This window comes from Paenibacillus puerhi (genome assembly GCF_009846885.1).
GTDB classification, from domain to species: domain Bacteria; phylum Bacillota; class Bacilli; order Paenibacillales; family NBRC-103111; genus Paenibacillus_G; species Paenibacillus_G puerhi.
In genome coordinates this window covers 17963-43075 of the sequence record NZ_WUWM01000045.1, presented here as the reverse complement: position 1 = coordinate 43075, position 25113 = coordinate 17963, and the positions used below count along the sequence as shown (strand labels likewise).

Below are 25113 nucleotides of genomic sequence, written 5' to 3'. Positions count from 1 at the left end.
GTGACCTTCAAAGCGAAGGCGGACTGCAAGGTACCTCTCGTAAAGTCGTTTATCTGATGTTTCTCTCATGGACACATTGAGTTGCTCGATTTTTACGGTACTCATTTCCATCACCACCGGTTTTTTTTACTATTCATTACCCGATTTGGTGGTTAGCGTGATTTTGTTCGTTTGTTACTTGCGTTCTATACAACAACATTTTTGCTGACCTCAACAGAAACATTATTAGCTGGTTCATTGCTTTTAATTATCTTAGCATCTAGTAAAGCACAGTCATCAGGCAAGCATAATTTAATTGGATCAATTATTGCGACATCCGCTTTATTAACAGTTTCTTTCCCTGCGTTCCATATACTAATTTTTGAAATCGTTAAATTGTTTACGTCTTTTTCATTATATAAAATCCTTACATTATCTGTAATATGATTTTCATTATTGATCAAATTCTTATTTTCAATGGAGTATAAAAGTTTCCTTTCTTTTTTACTCTTAAAATAAAGTATGACACTTAAAACTAGGCCTGCAATAGTACTTATAGCTAATAGCAAAGATACAATGGGATTTGCCATTATCTCGGTTATTTTATCCATATTTTCATTGATTCCCTTCACTTCCAATAACAAATAAATTACCAATTTTCATCACTTTCCATAAAATTAAACACGCCACGCAAATCTTACAGAGTAAACGGACCTACCCTCTCCAACTCCAAATCCCAACAGAAATATAAAGAGCCAACCAAGCTCCCGCTACGAACAACAATGCTTACAATCCTAGACAGCTCTCTACCTATCCCTTTTGGCGACGACGTCATTAATAATAAACAAAATATAGCAAGTAAACTGCTGTTACTCCCATAATAATAAAAGGATCAGTAACTTTCCATATTTTGAAAAACCAAAAATGGAATTATTTCACTCACCCCTCAGTCAAAATTCGACATAGAGTTAGATTTTCCTTCAAGTCAACTTTAGTTAGGCATGAATGGTGGATATGTCTTCAATATATCGATGGATTAGTCCAGCGATTTGCGATCGTGCTACTTCCAGTACAATTCCGAACCGATCCTCATACCCACGGCAAATAAAGCGATAATAGTTATACCGCTGCCTTGATTTTAGAAGCTTAGTAGGTACTATCATTATTTTTCAGCCACTCCATGAGCGCCGACTCTATCGGGCTCCCCTCGCGGAGCGGTGGGCCATCTGCCCACCCGTCTTCACGCGCAAACTGAACGTAGGTAGGCGTCAAGCTTATGAATATGTCCGTGCCGTCGTAGTAGGGATTAACGACGGAGTCTTCTTGGAAGGTGAGGGCTACCCGGACCTTGAAAGGAGTTACGTGAGTCTGCTCGCAGTGCTGCTGCTCTACGGCTGAGAGGGCTAAGAAGTGGATCGTGCCGTCGCGGTCAAATTCCTTCTTGATGAAATTGAATAGTTACTGCTGTGTGGGATTCATTGTCGTGCTCCTGTTCTGTGTAAGATGGTGATGCGGTGAAATTGAAGCAACCTCCTTCCCGAACTGGATGGAGGTTGCTTACTTGAGGTTCGACAGATTCATTATTTTCCCATTATAAAAGCAAGCAATATACTCAAGAAAAATACGGCCTATTCGTGAAAGTAGACGAACGGTACACAGTCTGTTTTGACCCACTCGGGGTAATTGAATGTGGTATAATCAAGTGCGGGGAATGTGGGGCGACTTATGCAGGTAATGCATCCGTTCACGGAAACAAAAAATACCTAAGCTACCGTTGTCTTAATCAGTATGCTAAAGGTACATGCACTGCATCCAGCATCTCCGAACGGCAACTAACCGAATTGGTGTTCCAACATATCGAACTCGTCGAAGACGGTCTTCAGAAGCCAAAACCAAAGGCCAAGCGCAGCAGAATAAATCTGGAAAAAGAACTGGCAGTAAGTCAAAAGCGCCGACGGAATTGGATGATGGCTTTGGGAGACGGCAAGCTTTCGGGGGACGACTATGCCACGCTGATTGATGGGGAAGACGCAAGAATCAATGAACTGCGAAAACAGGCTGGTCCAGAGTTACTGCCGGAACAAACTATTTCTATCACCGAAGTTCACGAAGCGTTCCTTGACTTGAAAAACAACTGGAACCTAATCGACTCCGCAACACAAAAGCAAGTGATCCAATCCCTCTTCCGGAAAATCACCATAAAAAAATCAGACGATTGGCATATCGTCGATATGCTGACCGTCTGATTCTTCCTCTTACTTTTTCCGTACTTAAATGGAGACGAGGGGAGTCGAACCCCTGTCCGAAGATAACGCCACACAGGCATCTACGGGTGTAGTCACAGTTTTGATGTCACCCAGGTCGACGCCCCGTAACCGGCTTCGTCCAAGGTCAGCCTGATTGTCTTCTTCAGCTCACCGCAGGCGGAGATGAGACAGCGTATCCCACTAAGGTTGAGCCCCTATCCCGGCACATGGGCGATGCAGGGTAGAAGCCGCATCACAGGTTATTAAGCTGCGAAAGCGAGTTGTTGTTGTTGTTTGCCAGTTAATTGGCGTTAGCGTTGATGAAGCGGACGCTCCCCACTACCCGCAACCCATGCTCGAACTATCCCCGTCGAATCCAAGAACGTCCCCGCATAGGTGGACCCCGTAGAGGGTCCTAAACAATCAAGTAATAAAAGGTTATGATGAAAAACTTACCAGCCGATCTGCTTTGGCGCGCAGATCCGTAATCCTGGCTAAGACTTGGCTACTAAACTCTTGATGCTGACTGGCGCCTAGGCTGACTTCCTTCGGCGCTTTTTTAGTATACCACAAGTCCGCAAGATTTGCAGGCTGACTTCTTGGAAGCGACGCCAAAATTCGGATGACAGCCGCGATTAACGGGCTACCTTCTGCCGCTCGCGAAGAGCTCGCTGTATATCCCGCTGAGCATCGCGCTTCGCATCGCTCTCGCGCTTGTCGTACTGCTTCTTGCCTCGGCCAAGACCGATCAGCAGCTTGGCGTACCCATTACGGATATAGACCTTAAGCGGAACAAGCGTATAGCCTTCACGCTTGACATGCCCGATCAGCTTGCTGATCTCCTGCTTCTTAAGCAGCAGCTTGCGGGCCCGGGTCGGATCGCTGGGGTTGTGGCGGTTACCCTGCTCGAAGGGACTGATATGCATGTTATGTATGAAGGCTTCACCATTGCGGATGGTGGCGAAGGCATCGCCAATGTTCGATCTTCCCAGACGCAGCGACTTGATCTCCGTACCGGTCAGCACCAGCCCGCATTCATAGGTGTCTTCGATAAAATAATCGTGCGACGCTTTCTTGTTCTGCGCCAGCAGCTTACCGTCATTCTTCTTGCTCATGGGCACCTTGCTCCTTTCCCTCAGACGATTGTCAAACATAGGGATGGAGTTCATTGTACCAAACTCCATCCCCCGAAATCAAGCCTCACCGCTTGACGGTTTTCTTGCGCTTCTTCTTCGCCAAGCCGATGCCCGGCGCGCCGCCGCCTGCCCCCGACGAGCGGCTGCCGCGCTTGCCTCCGGCTTCGCTGCCGGCGCCCCGGCCCACGGCCTCCAGCGCGCGGGTCTTCGCCGCCGCTGCGCCTTTGCCACGGCCGCCGCCGCTGCGCTTGCCCGCGCCTGCGCCGGTGCCCGCTCCCGCGGCTGCGCCGTCGCCTCCGCGGCCGAAGCCCGCCGCGGCATCTCCACCGCGCTCGGCCCCCGCACGCTCGCCGCTGCCGCTGCGCTCAGCCCGGCCCGGACGCCCCGCGTTCCGGCCGCCTCGCCCAGCCGACGCGCTGCGGCTACCGCCGAAGCCGCCGCTGCCGCGGGCCCCGCCCTTGCGCTTATCCCGGCGCACGGCATTCAGAGCATCCACGAGGCTGACCTTCTGCTGCCTCGGCTTCATATCGACCATCGCGAAGTCGACGGTCTTCTCCTCCATATTTACGCGGGATACGCGTACTTTGACTTCATCGCCGAGCCGGTAAATCTTCGACGTCCGTTCCCCGATGAGGGCATGCTGAGCCTCATGATAATGGTAATAGTCATCGGACATATCCGACAAGCGGATCAGCCCTTCGACCGTATTATCCAGCTCGATAAACATCCCGAAGCTCGTCACGCTGCTGATGATACCGTCGAACTCCTCGCCGACCTTATCCAGCATGAACTCCGCTTTCTTCAGCGCCTCCGTTTCGCGTTCGGCATCGACCGCTACACGCTCCCGCTCAGACGACTGCCGGGCGATGTCCTCCATCCGGGAGGCCAAGTACTCGTGGCGCTGATCGGTCAAATTGCCGCCGTTTTCCAATACCTCACGAATTACCCGGTGTATGATCAGGTCGGGGTAACGGCGGATCGGCGACGTAAAGTGCGAATAATATTCCGCAGCCAGCCCGTAATGGCCCATGCTGTTCGCGTCGTAGCGCGCCTGCTTCATGGAGCGCAGCATGACCGTGCTGATAACCGTCTCTTCCTTCGTACCCTTAATCTCTTCCAGCAGCGTCTGGAGCGCGCGCGGATGTATGGTATTGCCTTTCCCGCGCACCACATAGCCGAAATTCGTGATGAACTCCATAAAATGCTGCAGCTTCTCGCCATCCGGGTCTTCGTGAATCCGATACAGAAACGGCACCTTCAGCCAGTAAAAATGCTCCGCCACCGTCTCGTTGGCCGCCAGCATGAACTCCTCGATGATCATCTCCGCTATCGTCCGGTCACGCTTGATGATGTCGGTCGGCTTGCCGTCCGCGTCCACGAGGATCTTGGATTCCTGGAAGTCAAAGTCGATGGCGCCGCGCTTCATACGTCTGCCCCGCAGCTTAGTCGCCAGTTCTTCCATTAATCGGAGGTCGCCCATCAGATAGCTGTACTTGTCGAGCAGCTCAGGCTCCGGAGTCTCCTCTGTCAGCAGGGTCCGGACATTTTTGTACGTCATCCGTTCGCTCGTCCGGATCACACTGGTGAAAATATCATGGCGGACCACATTCGCGTTCTGGTCGAACTCCATCTCGCAAGACATCGTCAACCGGTCCACCTGAGGGTTCAAGGAACAAATCCCGTTCGACAGCCGGTGCGGCAGCATAGGAATCACCCGGTCCACGAGGTAGACGCTGCAGCCGCGGTTATACGCTTCCTGGTCAAGCGCCGAGCCCTCGCGCACATAGTAGCTGACGTCTGCGATATGCACGCCAAGTACATAATTTCCGTTGTCCAGCCGCTCGACATTGACGGCATCATCCAGGTCCTTGGCATCCTCGCCATCGATCGTGATGATGCGCTTGTCACGCAGATCCCGGCGTCCCTGGCTGCGGATTTCTTCCTCCAGGATGGATTCCGGCGCTTCGCCGGCTTCCTCCATGACATCGTCCGGGAACATCTCGGGCAACCCGTGCTTTCGGATGATTGAGAGGATATCAACACCCGGATCATTGCGATGACCGAGAATCTCGATAACCTCGCCCTGGGCTGCGGCGCGGCCCTCCGGATACGTGACGATGTTGACGACGACCTTGTGGCCGTCCATAGCGCCATGGAACGCTTCCTTCGGGATGAAAATATCCCGTACGACGCGCTTGTCATCCGGCACCACGAAGGCAAACTCCTCCTGGGATTGGAACAGTCCGACAATCCGCGTATTGCCGCGGCTGACGACACGGACGACCTCGCCTTCCATTCTCCCTCCGGAGGTTCCCTTCGAATTCACGCGCACAAGCACGATATCTCCGTTCATCGCGGTACCCATGTCATTGGCATGGATATATACGTCGGGCAGCTCCCGATCCTCCGGAATAAGAAACCCGAAGCCCTTGGCATGCGCCTGCAGCTTGCCCCGCAGCAGGTTCATTCGCTCGGGAATCCCGTATCGGTCGTTGCGCGTGCGCAGCACAAGACCTTCATTCTCCAAGTCGTTCAGCAGCTTCAAAAACGCCTTAAAGGATGCCGCATCCTCCAATTCGAACTGCTGCTCCAGCTCTTGATACGTCATAGGCTTATAAGCCGTTTCCTTCATAAAATCAAGTAAAATTTCTTTTGTCACCATGCGCGAGTCACCCCTTGTCTTTCTATATTATGCGGGCGGCTTCAGTCCTCGCCTGTTCCCCTGTCCCGTATAAGTCAAGCTTGCCCAAAAAAGCCGCATTCTCTTCATAAATACCCTTCCAAGCCCATCGTCAAGCATCATGTCTGTGGTCCTGCACGTTTCACACGATCCATCGCCCTGCCAGCCGTAGTGAATATGTAAAACTTCATTCCGGTTCGTTCTCTCAAATACCCCTACGAATGGATAAAAAAAGCAGCAGGAGGAATAGGACCCCTGCTGCCGCGTTTATGTTTAGACAGATCTGACGAAGTAAGCCACAATAATCGTCACTACAAAGAAAATAACAGCGAGTACCATCGTCAAACGCTGGAGGAACAATTCCATCCCGCGCGCCTTCTGCTTACCGAACAAGTGCTCCGCACCCCCGGAGATGGCACCGGATAATCCAGCGCTCTTGCCCGGTTGCAGCAATACCGCCAAGATCAATCCAATAGACGCAATCACTAAAACAATTTTCAGTGCAATTTCCATCTTCACACCTCCTACGAGCAGCGATCCACGAACTTGTCCGAAAATAGACAGCATGCATAGTATAGCATAAAAAAAGCGCGCTGACAAATCCTGTTTGGATAGTCAGCGCGCCTTCTACTAATAAGCCAAATCGCCTGTCTGCACAGGCCCGATCCGTCCTTAACGCTTCTTGATCAGACTCCCGATTCGGGCCGATCGAACCGTGGCTCGGCCCTCTGCGTCCGCTCTCTGCTCGATCTCCGTCCCTGCATAAAATACTGCAGAGCCCGCGCCGCGCACCAAAGCGAGATGAGCGTAAACAGCAAGGCCCAGCCTATGGCCGGAATCGGCGTCACCAAAGCCAGGTTGGTCGCATCGCCCGCCTTGGACGCATCCCTCCAAGCATACAGCATAAGGGAAAATGGCCCGAATACGGATTCCTCCAGCGTCAAGAAAGCCAGCAGCAGGTAATAGAGATCTCGCAGCCAGCGCGGAGCTAGCGCAAGCATCAGAATCGTCAGCGTAATGAAGCCCAGCAGCCATATAATCCCCGCCTGATTGCGGACGAACAGCACCAGAGACAATACCGCAACTACCGTCATGAGCTGCAGTCCCAAGCGCTCCTTATCGACCGCCCGAAGCCGAAACAGCAGCAAGGCGAACAGGGAGGCGATCACATATCCGGCAAGCGAGATCGGAATAAGACTCCAACGACTCGACACCTGCGAGTAAGTAACGCCGCTATGGTTGGCATAAAGCTCAATATACATCACCTTGCCCGACAGCAGCAGCGTCACGAGCGCGTGACCGAATTCATGAATCATCGTATCCAGGCTGCGGAAATAATCGCTGAAGGGAACCAGATGTGTAAGAAAAGCCGATACAAGTAGAAATAGCACGGTCTTTATCAATTTACCCATATGATTCCCTCCGGGGGTAGTCAGGTGAAACGCTAGGGCAAAGCCATCGTCCCCGTGTCATTCGCTGCGAGGTTGCGTGTTCGCCTCCGGCCGCTGTTAAAATCGGATGACTGGATTGGAATAAGCAGTGGATGTCATCCGATTTTAAAGGCGGCGCGTAAACTCTGCGGCTGAACACCAACCTCTTCCCTCTCACGGAAACGCAAGCTCCGGCCTACTCGTTTCACCTGACCGTAGATTTTGTATAAAACGCCCGCTGATTAACGATCAGCGGGCATAAGCATTACTTGAAGTTCTTGAGGTTATAGAACGCCGATTTGCCGGCGTATTGAGCGACTTCGCCCAATTGATCCTCGATACGGAGCAATTGGTTGTATTTCGCTACGCGGTCCGTACGGGAAGGAGCACCCGTCTTGATTTGACCGGCATTCGTAGCTGCGGCGATATCGGCAATCGTGCTGTCTTCGCTCTCACCGGAGCGGTGGGAGATAACAGCCGTGTAGCCGGCACGCTTAGCCATTTCGATAGCATCGAACGTTTCCGTCAGGGAACCGATTTGGTTAACCTTGATCAGAATGGAGTTCGCGATATCTTGGTCGATACCTTGGGACAGACGCTCGGTGTTCGTTACGAACAAGTCGTCGCCGACGAGCTGTACCTTGGAGCCGAGCTTCTCGGTCAGCAGCTTCCAGCCATCCCAGTCGTCTTCGGAGCAGCCGTCTTCGATCGTGATGATCGGATACTTGTCTACCCAAGCAGCCAGGAAGTCAACCCACTCTGCGGACGTGAAGGATTTGCCTTCGCCCTCGAGGTGGTACTTGCCGTCCTTGAAGAACTCGGTGGAAGCTACGTCCATACCCAGGAACACATCAACGCCCGGCTTGTAGCCTGCAGCTTCGATAGCTTCGATGATCGTTTGGATCGCTTCTTCGTTGGAGCCCAGGTTCGGAGCGAAGCCGCCTTCGTCGCCGACAGCGGTGTTCAGGCCCTTGCTCTTCAGAACCGACTTCAGGCTGTGGAAGATTTCAGTGCCCGTACGGAGCGCTTCCTTGAACGTAGGAGCGCCTACTGGCAGAACCATGAACTCTTGCACGTCTACGTTGTTGTCCGCATGCGCGCCGCCGTTGATGATGTTCATCATCGGAACCGGAAGCGTCTTGGCGTTGAATCCGCCGAGGTATACGTACAGCGGGATGTCCAGAGCTTCAGCCGCTGCGCGGGCAACAGCCATGGATACCGCGAGGATCGCGTTAGCGCCGAGCTTGCCTTTGTTAGCCGTACCGTCCAGTTGAATCATACGTTGGTCGATGCCCGCTTGATCCAGAGCGTTCATGCCGATCACTTCGGGAGCGATGATATCGTTCACGTTTTCTACAGCCTTCAGAACGCCTTTGCCCAGGTAACGGGACTTGTCGCCGTCGCGAAGCTCAACAGCCTCGTAAGCGCCGGTCGATGCGCCGGATGGCACGATAGCGCGGCCGCGGGCGCCGGATTCCAGATGAACGTCTACTTCTACCGTCGGGTTACCGCGGGAGTCAAGCACTTCACGAGCGTATACATTAGAGATGATCGTCATGGTTCGAAAACACTCCTATTCATGGTTTAATCTAAAATGTCTAAAACGAATCAGCCTCTGGCCGCAGCCTGACAGGCTTTAGATACGCGGGGCAAACAAAGCCGTTCCGGTCATTTCCTCAGGCTTCGCCACACCCAGAATAGCCAGAGCCGTGGGGGCAATATCTGCCAAAATGCCATCGTCTCTTAGTGTAACACGAGTGTCAGTCATAATGAAAGGCACAGGATTCGTCGTATGCGCCGTGTTCCGCGATCCGTCCGGATTCGTTACGACGTCCGCATTCCCGTGATCCGCCGTGATCAGCGCAACGCCGCCCTTGGCGAGAATCGCATCGACCACTTGACCGAGGCAAGTATCCGTCGCTTCGATCGCTTCGATCGTCGGCTGCAGCAGGCCGGAGTGGCCTACCATATCGGGATTGGCGAAGTTTAGGATGATGACGTCCTGACGCTCCGCTTCGATCTCGGCAACGGCAGCTGCCGCCACTTCATACGCGCTCATCTCAGGCTTCAGGTCGTAAGTAGCTACGGCCGGCGACTTGATCAGAATGCGGGTCTCTCCAGGGAGCTCGACATCGCGTCCGCCGCTGAAGAAGAAGGTCACGTGCGGATACTTCTCCGTCTCGGCAATGCGAAGCTGCTTCAGGTTGTTCTGAACCAGCACCTCTCCGAGCGTATTATCGAGGTTTTTCGGCTTGTAGGCGACATAACCGCCGATAGTCTCGCTAAACAGCGTCAAGCAGACATAATACAGATCGGACGGAGCCTTGTCGCCCCGATCGAAGCCGCGGAAATCGCTGTTTGTGAACACTTGGGACAGCTGAATCGCACGGTCCGGCCGGAAGTTGAAAAACACGACGGAGTCTCCGGATTCCACAAGCCCTACCGGCGTCCCATCCTTCTTCACGATAACCGTCGGCATGACGAACTCGTCGAAGACTGAGCGCGTATACGATTCCGTAATGGCGTTCATTGGGTCTTCGAAGGTCGGTCCATCACCGTACACCATAGCCCGGTAAGACTTCTCCGTCCGCTCCCAGCGCTTGTCGCGGTCCATCGCATAGTAACGGCCCTGCACGGTGGCGATACGCCCGACGCCCAGCTCGGCTATCTTGGCGAGCAGCTGCTCCATGTACTTCGAAGCGCTGTCCGGCGCTACGTCCCGGCCATCCAAGAAAGCATGGATGTAGACGTCTTCGAATTGTTCTTTCTTGCATACCTCAAGCAATGCAAACAGATGGGCGATATGGCTGTGGACGCCGCCGTCCGACAGCAGACCGTACAGATGCAGCTTCTTGCCATTCTGCTTCGCATGCCGGATCGCGCCCAAAATCGTCTCGTTATCGAAAAATTCGCCGTCGCGAATCGACTTGGAGATCCGGGTCAAATCCTGGTATACGATCCGTCCTGCCCCGATGTTCAGGTGACCGACTTCCGAGTTGCCCATCTGGCCCTCCGGAAGACCGACCGCTTCCCCGCACGCCGTCAGCGTCGTGTGAGGAAACTGGCTCCAATACCGGTCATAGTTCGGCTTCTTCGCCTGTGCTACAGCATTGCCCTGCACGTCGCCGCGCAGGCCGAATCCGTCCAAAATAATGATCGCTACCGGCTTCGGTCTAGTCGTCATCTTACTTAGCCCCTTCCACCAGCGCGATATACGACGCCGGCTCCAGGCTGGCGCCGCCTACGAGCGCGCCGTCGATGTCCGCTTCGCCCATGTACTCGGCGATGTTGTTCGGCTTCACGCTGCCGCCGTATTGGATGCGCACTGCATTCGCCGTCTCCGCACCGTACAGCCCTTCCACGAGACCGCGGATATACCCGATAACGTCCTGAGCATCGGCAGCCGTTGACGATTTGCCGGTTCCGATCGCCCAGATCGGCTCATACGCGATGACGACTTGCGCCGCTTGCGCCGCGCTCAAGCCCGCGAAGGCCGCTTCCGTTTGTACCTTACAGACGTCCTTTGTTTGGCCGGCTTCACGCTCTTCGAGCTTCTCGCCTACGCACAGGATCGGAGTCAGGCCGTGCTTGAATGCCGCCAGCACCTTCTTGTTCACGATCTCATCCGTCTCTGCGAAGTAAGCGCGGCGCTCGGAATGTCCGATGATGACGTATTCCACGCCAAGCTCCTTCAGCATCACGCCGCTGATCTCGCCGGTGAACGCGCCGTTATCTTCAAAGTGAAGGTTTTGCGCGCCGATCTTCAGCGAAGTTCCTTTTACCGCTTCGACCAATGCAGGCAGATTCGTGTAAGGCGCGCAGATGACGCTCTCCACGCCGTCTACCTCAGCCTTGCCTTTCACCTCGTTGATGAACGCTGTCGCTTCGCTGACCGTTTTGAACATTTTCCAGTTGCCCGCAATAATAGGTTTACGCATGGGTGAGTAACCCCTCTCTTCGGTACTAGTCGTCCCCACAGCCGGACCTTGGGCCATCGCCCAGTGCCCGGCCTTGGGCCGCTTCACTTGCTTCGTCTTGGGTACAGCTTACTTATCGTTCAAAGCTACGACGCCCGGGAGCGCTTTGCCTTCCATGAATTCCAGGGAAGCTCCGCCGCCTGTCGAGATATGGTCCATCTTATCCGCCAGGTGGAACTTCTCTGCAGCTGCCGCCGAATCTCCGCCGCCAATGACGGTGTATGCGGATGTAGCCGCGCAAGCCTCAGCTACGGCACGAGTGCCGTGAGAGAACGGCTCGATCTCGAATACGCCCATCGGTCCGTTCCAGACGACCAGCTTGGACTCTGCGATGACCTTGGCATACTTCTCGCGCGTCTTCGGTCCGATGTCGATGCCTTCCCAGTCTGCAGGAATTTCGTTGATCGGCACGATTTTCGTGTTGGCGTTAGCGCTGAAGTCATCCGTTACCACGATATCTTCAGGCAGCAGGAAGTTCACGCCTTTTTCCTTCGCCTTGTTGATGAAGCTCAGCGCAAGATCGATCTTCTCGTTATCCACGAGCGATTTGCCGATCTCATTGCCGAGAGCCTTCAGGAATGTATAGGACAGCCCGCCGCCGATAATGATGTTATCAGCCAGATTCAGCAGGTTGTTGATCACGTCGATCTTATCTTTTACCTTAGCGCCGCCGACGATAGCCGTGAAGGGACGCTCCGGATTGTTCAATGCTTTACCCAGTACATCCAGTTCCTTCTCCATCAAGAGACCCGAAACAGCCGGCAGGTGGTGCGCGATGCCTTCCGTGGAGGCATGGGCGCGGTGCGCAGCGCCGAACGCATCGTTGACGTACAGATCAGCCAGCTCCGCAAAGGACTTGGCCAGCTCGGCATCGTTCTTCTCTTCGCCCGCATAGAAGCGCACGTTTTCAAGCAGAAGCACGTCGCCCTCATTCAGCTGGGCAATTTGCGCTTTAACCGATTCGCCGATCGCTTCATCGGCTTTTACTACCGGCTTGCCGAGCAGCTCGGACAACCGGGCAGCCGCAGGCGTCAGACGCAGCTCTTCGACAACCTCGCCCTTCGGACGGCCAAGATGGCTCGCCAGAATGACCTTAGCTCCGCGCTCGGTCAAATATTGGATCGTAGGCAGCGTCTCGCGAATCCGCGTGTCGTCTGTAATCCGTCCGTTTTCCAAAGGAACGTTGAAATCTACCCGTACAAATACTCGTTTACCGCTAACCTCGACGTCACGCACGCTTTTTTTATTCATAATCCGTGGCCTCCCGAACTTTTCTAGGTTTCTCCCGTATCCCACCGCAATAAATCTGTACATAAAAATTGTGGTCATGATCTGCGTCACGCCCAAAAACGCAGCCCCGGAAAAGCCGGACATCCGGGCTGGACCTCTCTACGAGATGCCAACTTCGGATGTCCGGTTGCCGGACGCGCTTCTATGACTTGAGTTTCAGTTCATCACCACAATGAGGTTGTTGCTTACAGGCCTTTGGACGCGATGAAGCTCACGAGGTCTACAACGCGGTTGGAGTAGCCCCACTCGTTATCGTACCAGGATACAACCTTCACCAGGTTATCGCCGGCTACCATCGTCGACAGAGCGTCGATCGTGGAGGAAGCTGGGTCGCCATTGTAGTCGCTCGATACGAGCGGCTCGTCGGAGTAGTTCAAGATGCCTTTCAGAGGGCCGTCAGCTGCTGCTTTCAGAGCTGCATTGACTTCGTCGACCGTTACGTTTTGGCTCAGCTCAACTACGAGGTCCGTTACGGATACGTTAGGCGTAGGTACACGCAGAGCGAAACCGTTCAATTTGCCTTTCAGTTCAGGCAGCACGAGGGATACAGCTTTTGCAGCGCCCGTCGTGGAAGGAATGATGTTCTCAGCAGCTGCGCGCGCACGACGAAGGTCTTTGTGCGGCAGGTCGAGTACGGATTGGTCATTCGTGTACGAGTGAACAGTCGTCATCAAGCCTTTGACGATACCGAACTTGTCGTTCAATACTTTGGCGAAAGGAGCCAGACAGTTCGTAGTGCAAGAAGCGTTGGAGATAATCGTATGTGCGGAAGGATCGTATTTGTCTTCGTTGACGCCCAGAACGATCGTGATGTCTTCGTTGGTTGCAGGTGCGGAGATAATAACCTTCTTGGCGCCGCCCTTCAAGTGAAGCTCAGCTTTTTCCTTAGCTGTGAAAATACCTGTGGATTCAACGACGATTTCAGCGCCGTTCTCGCCCCAAGGGAGGTTTTCCGGATTGCGCTCGGCGAATACTTTAACCGTTTTGCCGTTCACGATCAGCGCGCCCTCAGTCGATTCGACTGTTGCGTCGAGCTTGCCGTGAGTCGTGTCGTATTTCAGCAGGTGAGCCAGTGTTTTCACATCTGTCAGATCGTTGATAGCTACTACTTCAACATTCGGGTTGTTCAGAGCTGCGCGGAACACGTTACGACCGATACGACCAAATCCGTTAATACCAATTTTCGTTGCCATGAGAGGTTTCCTCCTAAGAATGGTTTATTTATATAGTCAAGACGGGGATGAACCCGTCAAGATGACAACAGCTGAATAATCTCGGCGGCTGCAGCTTCATCCGTAACCAGCACATCCTCATGCCCATGCCTCAGTACGGCCAGTATCGCTTCGCCCTTGCCCCGGCCTCCGGCAACGCCGATGACCGTATCCATAGCGTGAATGTCTTCTATGCGCAAGCCTACCGTAGGCATCTTGTGCAGGATGCGCCCGCTGCGGTCAAAGTAATACCCGAACGCCTCCGCCAGAGCGCCTTCGCGCTGAAGGCTTTCCGTCGTCTCGGGGTCCACCTTCCGCCGTCTGGCCATCACCATAGCGTCTCCCATGCCGTGGATGACCATCCTGGCCTTGCGTATGAAGTGAAAAATCTCTGTAATATGATCATCCTGCATCAAGGACTGATACGCCTCGTCGTTCAGATGATCAGGCACATGCAGCAGCCGATATCGCCCGCCTGCCTTCTTAGCCATCGTAGCCGCTACCGTATTCGCCTGCAGCTCGACGCTTTCGCCGAGGCCTCCGCGAGCCGGTACGAACCAGCAGCTTTTCATCGCGGCCGTGGCGTTCAACTGAACGGCCACCTCAGCCATCGTAGATCCTCCCGTAACGGCGATGACCTCTTCTTCCTTAACCAGCTTCCTCATGACCGAAGCGCCTGCGCGCCCCAGCTCCTTCTTCGTATGCGGAGACACTTCCGAGTCCCCGGGCACGATCACGACTTGCTTCAAGCCGAATCTGAGCCGGATGCGTTCCTCCCATTCGGTAAGACCGAACAAATCCTTCACGATCGGTTCGATCTGCTCCACCAGTAGTCTGCCATCCTCGGTAATCCGCATCCCGGAAGCATCGATCTGAAGCAGCCCCTGCTCCTTGAGAAATTCGACCTCTCCGCGAAGCACGCGCTCCGTTGATCCGATCGAAGCCGCCAACGTACGGCGCCCGACGACGCCCGAGATCAGGATGTGCTGGAGGACCGTGTACCGCTTCTTCATGGTATCGAGCAAATCCGGCACCAGCTGCTTTTGAATGTCGAGCATATCCCGCATGGCATCCACATCTCTTCCGAATGGGACTCATTTCGTCCCGGTGATACTTTTTTAGTCCCACATGTCTCAAAAAAAGTACTAAGTTTGTCACTTAGTTAAATCCATTATAGACCAATGGCATCTCAATATCAAGCGGCTGTCGAACAAGAATGAAAAAATAGGAGCCTATGCCGGCCATACAGGGAACGGCTGGGAATACCCAAATCACCTCTTGCAATATGGCTGAGGATGTTGTACAATAACTTCTGCTGTCACCGTTATTAGCAACCAACAGCAACTCTATATGCGCCCGTGGTCCAATGGATATGACGTAGGCCTCCGGAGCCTGAGATTAAGGTTCGATTCCTTACGGGCGCGCCATGATAATCAACCAGCAATCAGTCCTGAGCTTCATGAAGACTGATTTTTTTATGTCTTCGTTTGACCTTCCTTGACCTTAGTTTGATTTTCCGTTATGATGGATATAGTTTGATATAGAGGTTCATTAAAGGAGGCTGCAGCTTATGAGTTTTATTCCAATGGTTGTCGAACCGGATGCAAGAGGGGAACGCGCATACGATATTTATTCGCGGCTTCTGAAGGACCGGATTATTTTTCTCGGTAGCGGAATCAACGACGTTGTAGCCAACTCGATTATTGCGCAATTGTTGTTCTTGACCGCACAGGATCCGGACAAAGACATCAGCATTTATATTAACAGCCCGGGCGGCTCCATTACATCAGGCATGGCGATTTATGATACCATGCAGTTTATCAAGCCCGATGTTTCAACGATTTGCGTAGGCATGGCTGCTTCGATGGGCGCTTTCCTTCTCGCGGCGGGCGCCAAGGGCAAGCGTTACGCACTGCCTAACAGCGAGGTCATGATCCATCAGCCGCTGGGCGGCGCGGAAGGCCAGGCAAGCGATATCGAGATTCGCGCCAAGCGCATCCTCAAGATGCGTGACAAACTGAATACGATCCTCGCTGAGCGCACAGGCCAGACGTTCGAGAAGATCGAACGCGACACGGACCGCGATAACTTCATGTCAGCGGCCGAGGCGCAAACGTACGGCCTGATCGACAAGGTCATCGAGCGCATCTAAGCTTACGGCGAACCGTAAAGCCCTAACCCGATCTACCGCTGAGGCGGAACATCCGGTTAGGGCTTTTTTCTATGGCTGCGGCTTCGCCCTCGTCGTGAACGTGAAGGTATGGGCGCGCCGCCCGGCGTCTACCGTAATCTGTACTTGGCATCCGGGCGCAAACCCGCCCTCCGGCCGGAACGTCATACCGCTCATCGAGCCTCCGGTTATACCGGGAACCGCCTGATTCGACTGGTCCGCGTACCGCACTTTCATTCCCATCGAATCGCGCACGCCCTGCCAGACCACCTCTACTTGGGCATCCAGCGGGACATCTACAGCTCCGTCAGCCGGATACGTATGCGCGATCCAATGGCTGCCCGCATACCGGTCCCAGCTCCATAAGCCGCCTGCTGCGACCAGCAAGACCGTTACATATACAGCGAGCTGCCTCGCCGGCATACGCAGCTCACGGCGTCTACGGCCCGTCAACGCATAGACCGCTGTAAAAATAGTCATGGCCGACAAAGCTATTAACCCCACATGCAGCGCCACCCCGATGCCAAAGCCGGCCGGTTCCCAAGGCATCCAATGCTTGACGAAGGCTCCTCCATATATAAACCAGCTGAACAAAGCAGGCAGCTGAGCCAGCATCACGAACAGCATGCCTAGGATGCACAGCAGCAGAAGTCCTCGCTGTACAGCGTCGGAGCTTCTCGCATACAGTCCCCTGCCTCCCAGCGTCGCCAATCCCCCGCCTATCGCCGTTACGCCCCATAGGCCAATCTCCGATTCGCTCACATCGCCCAGTATGTACCAGGGCATTATGGGTACGAAAAGGGTTCCTATAACGATTAAGCTCCACCCCGTAAGGTTCATCCATCTTTTCGGCTCTTTCCATAGACCTTCCATCATTCAGCCCTCCCTTGGTGATAGCTTTTCATAGAACACCCGGCTATCGCGCATGGCAGTTACCGGTCATCCCCGAACCCTTTTCTTACCAGACGCGCGAAGCGTCTTAAAGTTTCATACTCGCTGGTGATGGTTACCTGATGGCAGGCTGACGAGGCTACGTCTTCCTTTCTTCTAGGCAGACAACAAAAACCCCCTGCTCTCCAGGCTCGGAGACAGGGGGCAGCTTCAAGGCTACACCGCTATTCGTGGTTTATCGGGTTTCCCGCTCGTCAAGCGGGTAAAAGATAAGATCGATCGGGAATGCCGAGCCTGCAGGAGGACTGAATTCAATATCCAGCGCATCCTCGGTTCCCGTCGTCTTGGCAATAATTTGCAGACCGTCAAAAGCGGTGATGACACCGGATTCCGGTACCAGCCTCATCTCCCCGTTAATTTTGAACGGCCCCTTAAACACTCCGCCCTTCGGCAGAATCATCACGGCCATCTTACGCGGCTTATCCATATGAATCTTGTACACGACGCCGTAGTTGCCGTCATTCTTCACTTCCTGCTTGCGGATCGTATCATAGCCCGGCAGGAACGGATCTGTCTTCCCGTCGCCGATAACCAGTCTGGATGGCTTGTCGAAGTTAGTCCCATCCACCTTCCAGTCCAGCCCCGACACAGGGAAGGTGCCGCGCACATGGCCATCGAAAGGCAGCAGCGGAAGAGACAGCGAGTTCGCATTAATTTCACTGGCTGCGATGAATGAAAACTGTACAGGTCCGTCCGTCTCTATATCGTAGAACAGGTTGACTCCCTGTCCCGGGTAAAAGTCCGGCATTTGCTTATAAACAAACGTTTGGTTCGCCGGAATCGTCATCTTTTCTTCCAGCGGATCGCCGAGCAGAAAATCGACGGTCGCTTCGTTGCCGATCAGGTTGGCATAGACCGATGGCCATACCTCGCCTTTATTCGTTGTTTTTATCGTGATCGGCTTGGAGCTCATATTTTTGGCGAGAATCGCCATGGTAACCCGTTGTTCCGTACCGTTAATATGATCCGCATAGAGGCGGCCCTTACCGTCCACCGTATCCTGATACAAAATCCCTTGCTGCGTGAACGTCTCCGGGCTATCGCTGACGAGCAGCTTGCGCGACGTATCCTCCGTCACCTGCTTCGGAAGCTCGGGGAGGTCATAGAAATTGCCCCACAGCACCGACCAGTTCGTCTTGATAAACCCGCCCACCGGCTTCATGTAGATCGGGTATTCCACTTCGTTCAAATACGTTTCCTTCCCCACGACGACGTAGCGGGTGTAAGGCTCGCTCTTGTTGCCGTGCCGGTCCTCTACGGTCAAGGTAACCGGATAAGTTCCAGGAGCGAAAAATACCTCCTCGCGCCCCTGCCACTTATGATTCACAAGCCCTTCCGCATCCGGGTCGTAGCTCAGATCGATATACTTGATCGGTTCCCCGATCCGGTAGCTTGATTTGCCCAGACTGAACTTCGCCACGGGCTTGGAGTTGTCGTTCGCCGGTATATAGATGCCGGCCGGAGTTTTCGTATACAGCACCTCAACCCGGCGCAGCTCGTCGCTGTACGTGTAGCGTGCCCCCATATAGTCGGCCAGCCAGGTCAGCTTCACCATCAAGCGGCCATTCACGATGGCTGCCGCTTCGTCGAAGCGCATCCAATAGCCGTTGATCCATACTGACTTATTGTCGCTGTCAAGCATGATCTGGGCTTTCGGCGTAATCATTTCGATCATTCGGGTCGACTCATTCCACTCCACCTTCATACCGAAAGCATCGCCAAGGAACTTGGCAGGCACAAACATCTTATCGTTAATAATGGTGGCCGGAGCGTCCAGCGTCACCTGTTCGCCGTTCATGAAGGCTTCGGCCTTGTTTAAATAAAGCAACACATGCACCGTACCCGAGGAGATCGAAGGCTCCTTGTCGGCAGCGTTAACCGGGGACCACCCTATGGTGGCCAGCAGCATGCTGACTACCAGCAGTATCGCCCATTCATTCCTGATCCGCTTCATTTCTTCTCTACTCCTTCTTTCTGCTTGTTTCAAGACTCCAAGGATGTCGAATGGTTAGACGCTTGCCCCCGGGCAAAGGTTGCGGTCTTTCGAGTGGCGATTTTTTACAGCGGAACCATTACCTCTTCTGTTCACGAAACATACACATTATCGCCCTAACCTCGGCTCCCCTTTCTTCCCGGTATCAGAAAACAGCAAAAAACCCGTCCGGCTCGGCCGTCGGGTTCGGGGTCAGCGTCAAGATAAACTGTAAGCGCGTACAATTGATTCGGTCCGCATCCAGCAATCCTTCAATGAAGACGGATTGCCGAGTTCGCGATGGCCTTGCAGCCGGGAAGGACACGGTCAATGGCAACAAGCTTCCGTAGCGGAAGCTTGCCTGCCTGGTACTTATTGGTTCTCGAGCTCTTCTTTGCTGACAAGGGTGACTAAAGCGTTTACAGCCTGCTCGGCGTCCGAACCCTCCGCACTTATATGAACTTCGGTCCCCGTACTTATCGCAAGGCTCATAATCCCCATGATGCTCTTGGCATTGACCTTCTTCTCATCCTTCTCCACGAAGATCTCGGAAGAAAACTTATTCGCTTCCTGTACGAAAAGTGCCGCCGGTCTGGCATGAAGGCCTGTTTTCAACTTGACGACTACTGGGCGTCTCGACATGCAACCAATACCCCCTACTTTTAATTGCTCATCCATGAAGGCGCTGGCCCTATAGATAAAGTTCAGATGCAGCACCCCGCCGGCATCCGGCTAAGGAACCGCCCGGAAGGTGCTCCTCGTGAAAAATAACGCTAACTCAGCATGAATCGCTTACAAACAGCAATCTCGATAAAACACTGCGGTTTTCAATTAGTATAGCATTTTTCGGCGTTATGCACTAGAATTTTTGATGATTTACACAAAAATTCTACATTTGCCTATTACCCTCTTTACTTTCTCAGCTTTTCTGCCATTTCATCAATCTTGCGCAACCGATGGTTGACTCCGGACTTACTGACGCTTCCCTTGAGCATATCGCCGACTTCCTTCAGATTCATATCCGGATGCTTCAACCGGATTTCCGCCACTTCCCGCAGCTTCTCCGGCAAGTTTTCCAGACCTATCTGCTTCTGCAGCAAGCGGATATTATCGATCTGACGGACAGCCGCTCCGATCGTCTTGTTGAGATTCGCCGTTTCGCAATTGACGAGCCGGTTGACGGAGTTGCGCATATCCTTCATGATCCGTACATCCTCGAACCGCAGCAGCGCCTGATGGGCTCCGATCAGACTCAGGAAATCGATAATCTTTTCGCCTTCCTTGATGTACAGCACAAAACCTTTTTTTCGTTCTATGCAGCGGGCGTTAAGATCGAATTCGTTAGCCAGCTTGCAGAGCGCCTTGCAGTGCTCCTCGTACATGGAGTAAATCTCCAGGTGGTAAGACGAGCCTTCGGGATTGTTGACCGAGCCCCCAGCCAAAAACGCCCCTCGAAGATAAGCCCGCTTGCAGCAGTCTGACTGAATGATCGACTCCTCGATGCCATCCGTGAACAAAAAACCTTCGGAGACGATATCCAGCTCTTTTAGTATATGCTGTACCTGAGCTGGTACTCTCACAATGTATACATTATTTTTCTTCAATCGCATCTTCTTCCGCACCAGAAGCTCGGTATGCACATGAAACGTTTTTTTCAGCAGCGAATAAATGCGTCTGGCGATCGCGGCGTTCTCCGTCGAGATATCCAGCACAACCTTTTGACTGGACAGCTGTACGGAACCGTTCATGCGAATAAGCGAGGACAGCTCCGCCCGCTCACAGCAGCGGTCGGACTCCATCAACGTCAACTCTTTTTTCGTTTGAGCGGCGAAGGACATGTTGCATCACCTCTTCTTGAACATCCAGCTCTCCACCAACTGATAAATGTGCTGACTCAGCCTCTCGGCGTCATGCCGCAAATAGGTCCGGAACAATACCAGCTGATCCGCGATTACCTTGTAGCCTTGGCGGGTCACTTCGTCCAGATCCAGATGGACCACCTTGGCGCCCTTCTCGGCATACTTCGTCTGGACCTGTTCGGGGATCTCGCCGTTGTTTACGATCACGTAGTCGAACAAGTCTTCGCCGACGTGGTCGCGAACGGCCTTCAGATGGTCGCTTACCTTGTAATCATCCGTTTCTCCCGGCTGTGTCATCACGTTGCAAATAAACATCTTGAGAGCGTTTGACTGGACTATCGTTTGTGTAATTTCGGGAACGAGCAGGTTAGGCAAAATACTCGTGTACAAGCTTCCTGGGCCGACCAGGATCGCATCTGCCTGGCGCAGCGCCTCCAGAGCTTCCGGCAAGGCCTCGGCGTCCTTCGGCTCGATACTGACTCTCCGGATCACTCCGCCCGCCTTCGGAATTTTGGACTCGCCTTCGATAATCGAGCCATCCTCCATCTCCGCGCGGAGAACAAGCGCCTGATTGGCGGAGGGAAGCACCCTGCCCCGCACGGCCAGCACCTTGCTTAGCTCCCGGACACCCGTGACGAAGTCGCCCGTAATGTCGCGCATAGCCGCCAACATCAGATTGCCCAAACTATGCCCGGCTAATCCATTGCCCTTATCGAAGCGGTAGTCCAGCAGCTCGCCCAGCAGCGGCTCCACATCGGCCAGCGCGCTTAGTACGTTGCGAATATCACCAGGCGGTATGATCGCAAGCTCCGACCGCAGAATGCCTGAGCTTCCGCCATCGTCGGCCACCGTCACGATCGCCGTTATGTCGATAGGCTTCTGCTTCAGTCCCCTCAGCATGACCGACAAGCCCGTTCCGCCGCCCAGCACAACAATCTTCGGCAGATAGGCGTCCGTCTGGGGAACGTGGCTCATCGCTTCACCTCAGTCCGGTCGCGCTCCGAATCCCGATGGCTTACGCGCACGAATTCCGTTTCGCTGTTGCCCATCACTCTTCCCAAATATTCGGCGATTGCAACCGAGCGATGCTTTCCGCCCGTGCAGCCGATCCCGATGACGACCTGGCTCTTGCCTTCCTTCTTGTACTGGGGAACGAGAAAGTGCAGCATATCGAGCAGCTTAATCAGGAACTCCTGGGTTTCGCCCCACTTCATTACATAATCATATACCTCAGGGTCCTGCCCTGTATTCGGACGAAGCGTATCGACGTAATGAGGGTTCGGAAGAAAACGGACGTCAAAGATGAGGTCGGCATCGATCGGGATGCCATACTTGAAGCCGAAGGAAATGACGTTGATCGAAATGCTGCCCGTTCCCAGGTTCGTAAACCTGGATACAATACGTTCCTTCAACTGAGCGGGTTTCAGACTACTCGTATCGATAACCTGGGTAGCGAGGCCCTTCAGCTCCTCCAGCAGCTTGCGCTCTTGATGAATGCCCTCCAGCGGAGCTCCCGTCGGGGCCAGCGGATGCTTCCTGCGGCTTTCCTTATAGCGCTGCACAAGAGTCCCGTCCGTAGCATCCAGGAACAGAATTTCGTAAGTAAGCGTATGGTTGTCATGCAGGTAACGAAGCGACTCGGATAAGGTATTAAAAAATTCCCGGCCTCGCAAATCGATCACCAGCGCGACCTTGCCGATTCGGCCCTTCGATTGCTCGATCAATTCGGCGAATTTGGGGATTAGCACCGGAGGAAGATTATCTACGCAAAAAAAGCCTAAATCCTCCAAGCTCTGCACGGCGATTGTTTTACCCGCTCCGGACATGCCGGTGATGATGACCAGCTTGCCCAAACTATGCAACTCTTCCATGGGGACACAGCTCCTTTGCTCGAATTTCTTGGGAGAGCCCCGCTACCGCCGTCGCTATCGCTTGGGCAACCGCATGAAGGAAGCTCCCGGTTTATAGCCAAGTCCGCGCATCCCTGCGCGGACCGCATCTCACAGCTTTGGACTAGCTGCGCAGATTCAGACCTGCAGCACCGACGATGCCCGCGTCGTTGCCCAGAATAGCAGGTACGATATCCACGCCTTCCTGAGAGGTTTCCTGTGCGCATTCACGATAATATTTACGGATGGCCTCGAATAAAATATCGCCCGCCTTGGACACGCCGCCGCCTACGATGAAGCGCTGAGGATTGACGATGACGGATACGATAGCCATCGATTTGCCGAGATACAGCGCCGCCCGGTTAATAATGCGGATTGCCGTCTCATCGCCGGTCTTGGCCGCATCGAAGACGTCCTTAGCCATTATAGACTCGACAAGCGCCAGCGACGTGTGCTCGCCGCGCTCTACGGCTTCCTTGGCCATGCGAATAATCCCCGTTGCGGAGGATACCGTCTCCAGGCAGCCCTTCTTGCCGCAGCCGCAATCGACCGCTTCCAAGTCCGGCACAAGCGGAATATGGCCCAGCTCTCCAGCCATGCCGTTGAATCCCTGATAGATCCGGCCGCCTACGATAATTCCGCCGCCTACGCCTGTACCGAGCGTGTAGCACACCAGATTGTTATAGCCCTTGCCTGCTCCCGCCCACGCTTCGCCAAGCGCTGCGACGTTGGCGTCGTTATCGATTTTCACCGGCTTGCCGAGCTTTTCCTCCAAGATCCGTTTGACCGGCACATTCCTCCAGCCCAGGTTGGGAGAAAGCTTAATAAAGCCCTCGGGGATATCCATGAACCCCGCGATTCCCGCCCCGACTCCGGCTACCTGCTCCCATGTGTATGCGGATTCGGATACAATCTTGCGGGCATACTGTGCGATGTTCTCCAGCACGACGTCGGAGCCATGCTCTGTGCCTGTCGGCCCCTCGTACGTTGACAGCAAATTCCCCTCAACGTCGCACAAACCTACCTTAATCGCGGTTCCACCCAAATCGACACCCAAGTACACTTGATCTCCCATACCTGCATCTCACCTCATAAGTGCTTTATTGAATCCTATATGAATAAACGGCTGTGATTTGCACAGCCCAAGACGACGCCGCTGCAGAGCCATCAGGCATTACAGGCGTCATTCCATCAACTTCCATGTGTACCCTCTACGATGCGGTATCGAACACGCCCTCGAGGAGAGCGTCGAAACGGCAAGCGCTCCTGTTCCAACTATAAGGCAACGCTGCCGGGAGGTCAAGACGGCCTCATGGGAAAAACGCGGGACCTGCTTGTGTCCCGCGTTTACCCGCTTGCCGATTAAAGAGACTGGCTCCAGTCATGAACCATATGGCCATCCAGAAACTTCTCGCAGTCCAGCGCAGCCATGCAGCCGCTTCCCGCTGCCGTTATCGCTTGTCTGTACTTGCTGTCCTGTACGTCGCCGCAGGCGAATACGCCTTCCACATTCGTTTGCGAGGTTCCCGGCTTCACCAGGATATAGCCTACCTCATCCGTTACGATTTGACCCTCAAGGAAATCGGTGTTCGGTTTGTGGCCGATCGCGACGAAAATGCCGTCAGTTTCCAAAATCTCCTCTTCGCCCGTCTCATTGTTCTTCACCTTCAGACCGGTCACGCCTTTATCTCCGGCAATAACCTCAAGCGGAGTGCGATTCAGCCCCCAGGCGATCTTCTCGTTCTCCCGGGCACGGTCCTGCATGATCTTCGAGGCGCGCAGCTCGGACCGGCGGTGTACCAGCTTTACTTCGCTGGCGAACCGTGTCAGGAAGTTCGCTTCTTCCATGGCCGAGTCGCCGCCGCCTACTACAATAATTTTCTTGCCGCGGAAGAAAAAGCCGTCACAGGTCGCGCAGGTGCTGACGCCCCGCCCGATGCTTTCTTTCTCGTTCTCGATGCCGAGCAGCTTTGCGGACGCTCCGGTCGAAATAATAAGCGATTCCGCCTCGATATCCCCGAGCCCCTCTACATTAAGCTTGAACGGGCGCTTGGACAGCTCTACTTTATTCACCCAGCCGGTCTTGAACTGAGCGCCAAAGCGTTCAGCCTGCTTGCGCATGTTGGCCATCAATTCCGGACCCATGATCCCTTCGGGAAATCCCGGGAAGTTTTCTACCTCGGTTGTCGTCGTCAGCTGTCCTCCAGGCTCAGGTCCTTCGATGACGAGCGGATTCAGATTGGCGCGGGCCAGATAGATCGCCGCTGTTAACCCCGCAGGACCTGTACCGATTACGATTACTTTATGCATATGCGAAATCTCC

General features: G+C 54.0%; 21 protein-coding genes, 1 tRNA gene and 1 other RNA gene. 3 read left to right on the top strand and 20 right to left on the bottom strand.

Annotated elements, in window-relative coordinates; genetic code table 11:
* Nucleotides 1–185: 185 nt before the first annotated feature.
* Nucleotides 186–590 (bottom strand): hypothetical protein, encoded by a 405-nt coding sequence (locus GSF01_RS27180; protein ID WP_159888399.1) that lies wholly within the window; start codon nt 588–590, stop codon nt 186–188.
* Nucleotides 591–1613: 1023 nt separating this feature from the next.
* On the opposite strand from GSF01_RS27180, the gene GSF01_RS27175 reads away from it, so the two are divergent.
* Complete coding sequence (locus GSF01_RS27175) at nt 1614–2225, top strand: recombinase zinc beta ribbon domain-containing protein (protein WP_159888398.1); 612 nt, start codon at nt 1614–1616, stop codon at nt 2223–2225.
* Between the two features lie 26 nt (nt 2226–2251).
* On the opposite strand, the gene ssrA is transcribed toward GSF01_RS27175, so the two are convergent.
* The 11 genes from ssrA to GSF01_RS27120 all read right to left on the bottom strand — a co-directional run bounded on the left by ssrA (nt 2252) and on the right by GSF01_RS27120 (nt 15016).
* Nucleotides 2252–2615: a transfer-messenger RNA gene (gene ssrA / locus GSF01_RS27170) on the bottom strand.
* A 245-nt stretch (nt 2616–2860) separates the two neighbouring features.
* On the bottom strand, nt 2861–3340 hold the full coding sequence (gene smpB / locus GSF01_RS27165; RefSeq protein WP_159888397.1) for an SsrA-binding protein SmpB: 480 nt from the start codon (nt 3338–3340) through the stop codon (nt 2861–2863).
* A gap of 85 nt (nt 3341–3425) precedes the next feature.
* Complete coding sequence (rnr, locus tag GSF01_RS27160) at nt 3426–6023, bottom strand: ribonuclease R (RefSeq protein ID WP_159888396.1); 2598 nt, start codon at nt 6021–6023, stop codon at nt 3426–3428.
* A 291-nt stretch (nt 6024–6314) separates the two neighbouring features.
* Nucleotides 6315–6554, bottom strand: a complete 240-nt coding sequence (gene secG, locus GSF01_RS27155) for a preprotein translocase subunit SecG (RefSeq protein WP_159888395.1) — start codon at nt 6552–6554, stop codon at nt 6315–6317.
* Nucleotides 6555–6727: 173 nt separating this feature from the next.
* Nucleotides 6728–7453: a M50 family metallopeptidase gene (locus GSF01_RS27150; protein ID WP_159888394.1), complete on the bottom strand. Its 726-nt coding sequence runs from the start codon at nt 7451–7453 to the stop codon at nt 6728–6730.
* Nucleotides 7454–7736: 283 nt separating this feature from the next.
* On the bottom strand, nt 7737–9029 hold the full coding sequence (gene eno, locus GSF01_RS27145; RefSeq protein WP_159888393.1) for a phosphopyruvate hydratase: 1293 nt from the start codon (nt 9027–9029) through the stop codon (nt 7737–7739).
* 78 nt (nt 9030–9107) lie between these two features.
* Nucleotides 9108–10655, bottom strand: coding sequence for a 2,3-bisphosphoglycerate-independent phosphoglycerate mutase (gpmI, locus tag GSF01_RS27140; RefSeq protein WP_159888392.1), 1548 nt, complete (start codon nt 10653–10655; stop codon nt 9108–9110).
* Between the two features lies 1 nt (nt 10656).
* Nucleotides 10657–11409, bottom strand: coding sequence for a triose-phosphate isomerase (gene tpiA, locus GSF01_RS27135; RefSeq protein ID WP_159888391.1), 753 nt, complete (start codon nt 11407–11409; stop codon nt 10657–10659).
* Between the two features lie 108 nt (nt 11410–11517).
* Entirely contained in the window at nt 11518–12699 is a 1182-nt protein-coding gene (locus tag GSF01_RS27130) for a phosphoglycerate kinase (protein WP_159888390.1), read from the bottom strand.
* Nucleotides 12700–12923: 224 nt separating this feature from the next.
* Nucleotides 12924–13931 carry a type I glyceraldehyde-3-phosphate dehydrogenase gene (gene gap, locus GSF01_RS27125; protein WP_159888389.1) on the bottom strand — a complete coding sequence of 336 codons (1008 nt, stop codon included), beginning with the start codon at nt 13929–13931 and terminating at the stop codon, nt 12924–12926.
* A gap of 56 nt (nt 13932–13987) precedes the next feature.
* Nucleotides 13988–15016 (bottom strand): sugar-binding transcriptional regulator, encoded by a 1029-nt coding sequence (locus tag GSF01_RS27120; protein WP_159888388.1) that lies wholly within the window; start codon nt 15014–15016, stop codon nt 13988–13990.
* A gap of 285 nt (nt 15017–15301) precedes the next feature.
* Here GSF01_RS27120 and GSF01_RS27115 point away from each other — a divergent pair.
* Both GSF01_RS27115 and clpP read left to right on the top strand, forming a co-directional pair.
* Nucleotides 15302–15376: transfer RNA gene (locus tag GSF01_RS27115), tRNA-Arg, on the top strand.
* 143 nt (nt 15377–15519) lie between these two features.
* Nucleotides 15520–16101 (top strand): ATP-dependent Clp endopeptidase proteolytic subunit ClpP, encoded by a 582-nt coding sequence (clpP, locus tag GSF01_RS27110; protein WP_072332611.1) that lies wholly within the window; start codon nt 15520–15522, stop codon nt 16099–16101.
* A 69-nt stretch (nt 16102–16170) separates the two neighbouring features.
* On the opposite strand, the gene GSF01_RS27105 is transcribed toward clpP, so the two are convergent.
* From GSF01_RS27105 to trxB, 8 genes are all read right to left on the bottom strand, one after another.
* Entirely contained in the window at nt 16171–16995 is an 825-nt protein-coding gene (locus tag GSF01_RS27105) for an Ig-like domain-containing protein (protein WP_159888387.1), read from the bottom strand.
* Between the two features lie 250 nt (nt 16996–17245).
* On the bottom strand, nt 17246–19024 hold the full coding sequence (locus GSF01_RS27100; protein ID WP_159888386.1) for a stalk domain-containing protein: 1779 nt from the start codon (nt 19022–19024) through the stop codon (nt 17246–17248).
* A 390-nt stretch (nt 19025–19414) separates the two neighbouring features.
* Nucleotides 19415–19684, bottom strand: a complete 270-nt coding sequence (locus tag GSF01_RS27095; RefSeq protein WP_010500412.1) for an HPr family phosphocarrier protein — start codon at nt 19682–19684, stop codon at nt 19415–19417.
* Nucleotides 19685–19953: 269 nt separating this feature from the next.
* A complete protein-coding gene (gene whiA / locus GSF01_RS27090; protein ID WP_159888385.1) occupies nt 19954–20880 on the bottom strand; it encodes a DNA-binding protein WhiA in 927 nt (308 codons plus the stop codon).
* A 6-nt stretch (nt 20881–20886) separates the two neighbouring features.
* Nucleotides 20887–21876, bottom strand: a complete 990-nt coding sequence (locus tag GSF01_RS27085) for a gluconeogenesis factor YvcK family protein (RefSeq protein WP_159888384.1) — start codon at nt 21874–21876, stop codon at nt 20887–20889.
* Nucleotides 21873–22772, bottom strand: coding sequence for an RNase adapter RapZ (gene rapZ / locus GSF01_RS27080; RefSeq protein ID WP_159888383.1), 900 nt, complete (start codon nt 22770–22772; stop codon nt 21873–21875). Before rapZ ends, GSF01_RS27085 begins: the two co-directional genes overlap by 4 nt.
* 142 nt (nt 22773–22914) lie before the next feature.
* Complete coding sequence (locus GSF01_RS27075; RefSeq protein WP_159888382.1) at nt 22915–23865, bottom strand: ROK family glucokinase; 951 nt, start codon at nt 23863–23865, stop codon at nt 22915–22917.
* A 287-nt stretch (nt 23866–24152) separates the two neighbouring features.
* On the bottom strand, nt 24153–25100 hold the full coding sequence (gene trxB, locus GSF01_RS27070; protein ID WP_159888381.1) for a thioredoxin-disulfide reductase: 948 nt from the start codon (nt 25098–25100) through the stop codon (nt 24153–24155).
* Nucleotides 25101–25113: the final 13 nt, after the last annotated feature.

Excerpts from the sequence above, each read along its gene's own strand:
- GSF01_RS27180 (WP_159888399.1), bottom strand. The coding sequence starts at position 590 with ATGGATAAAATAACCGAGATAATGGCAAATCCCATTGTATCTTTGCTA.
- smpB (WP_159888397.1), bottom strand. The coding sequence starts at position 3,340 with ATGAGCAAGAAGAATGACGGTAAGCTGCTGGCGCAGAACAAGAAAGCG.
- rnr (WP_159888396.1), bottom strand. The coding sequence starts at position 6,023 with ATGGTGACAAAAGAAATTTTACTTGATTTTATGAAGGAAACGGCTTAT.
- secG (WP_159888395.1), bottom strand. The coding sequence starts at position 6,554 with ATGGAAATTGCACTGAAAATTGTTTTAGTGATTGCGTCTATTGGATTG.
- GSF01_RS27150 (WP_159888394.1), bottom strand. The coding sequence starts at position 7,453 with ATGGGTAAATTGATAAAGACCGTGCTATTTCTACTTGTATCGGCTTTT.
- eno (WP_159888393.1), bottom strand. The coding sequence starts at position 9,029 with ATGACGATCATCTCTAATGTATACGCTCGTGAAGTGCTTGACTCCCGC.
- gpmI (WP_159888392.1), bottom strand. The coding sequence starts at position 10,655 with ATGACGACTAGACCGAAGCCGGTAGCGATCATTATTTTGGACGGATTC.
- tpiA (WP_159888391.1), bottom strand. The coding sequence starts at position 11,409 with ATGCGTAAACCTATTATTGCGGGCAACTGGAAAATGTTCAAAACGGTC.
- GSF01_RS27130 (WP_159888390.1), bottom strand. The coding sequence starts at position 12,699 with ATGAATAAAAAAAGCGTGCGTGACGTCGAGGTTAGCGGTAAACGAGTA.
- gap (WP_159888389.1), bottom strand. The coding sequence starts at position 13,931 with ATGGCAACGAAAATTGGTATTAACGGATTTGGTCGTATCGGTCGTAAC.
- GSF01_RS27120 (WP_159888388.1), bottom strand. The coding sequence starts at position 15,016 with ATGCGGGATATGCTCGACATTCAAAAGCAGCTGGTGCCGGATTTGCTC.
- clpP (WP_072332611.1), top strand. The coding sequence starts at position 15,520 with ATGAGTTTTATTCCAATGGTTGTCGAACCGGATGCAAGAGGGGAACGC.
- GSF01_RS27105 (WP_159888387.1), bottom strand. The coding sequence starts at position 16,995 with ATGATGGAAGGTCTATGGAAAGAGCCGAAAAGATGGATGAACCTTACG.
- GSF01_RS27100 (WP_159888386.1), bottom strand. The coding sequence starts at position 19,024 with ATGAAGCGGATCAGGAATGAATGGGCGATACTGCTGGTAGTCAGCATG.
- GSF01_RS27095 (WP_010500412.1), bottom strand. The coding sequence starts at position 19,684 with ATGTCGAGACGCCCAGTAGTCGTCAAGTTGAAAACAGGCCTTCATGCC.
- whiA (WP_159888385.1), bottom strand. The coding sequence starts at position 20,880 with ATGTCCTTCGCCGCTCAAACGAAAAAAGAGTTGACGTTGATGGAGTCC.
- GSF01_RS27085 (WP_159888384.1), bottom strand. The coding sequence starts at position 21,876 with ATGAGCCACGTTCCCCAGACGGACGCCTATCTGCCGAAGATTGTTGTG.
- rapZ (WP_159888383.1), bottom strand. The coding sequence starts at position 22,772 with ATGGAAGAGTTGCATAGTTTGGGCAAGCTGGTCATCATCACCGGCATG.
- GSF01_RS27075 (WP_159888382.1), bottom strand. The coding sequence starts at position 23,865 with ATGGGAGATCAAGTGTACTTGGGTGTCGATTTGGGTGGAACCGCGATT.
- trxB (WP_159888381.1), bottom strand. The coding sequence starts at position 25,100 with ATGCATAAAGTAATCGTAATCGGTACAGGTCCTGCGGGGTTAACAGCG.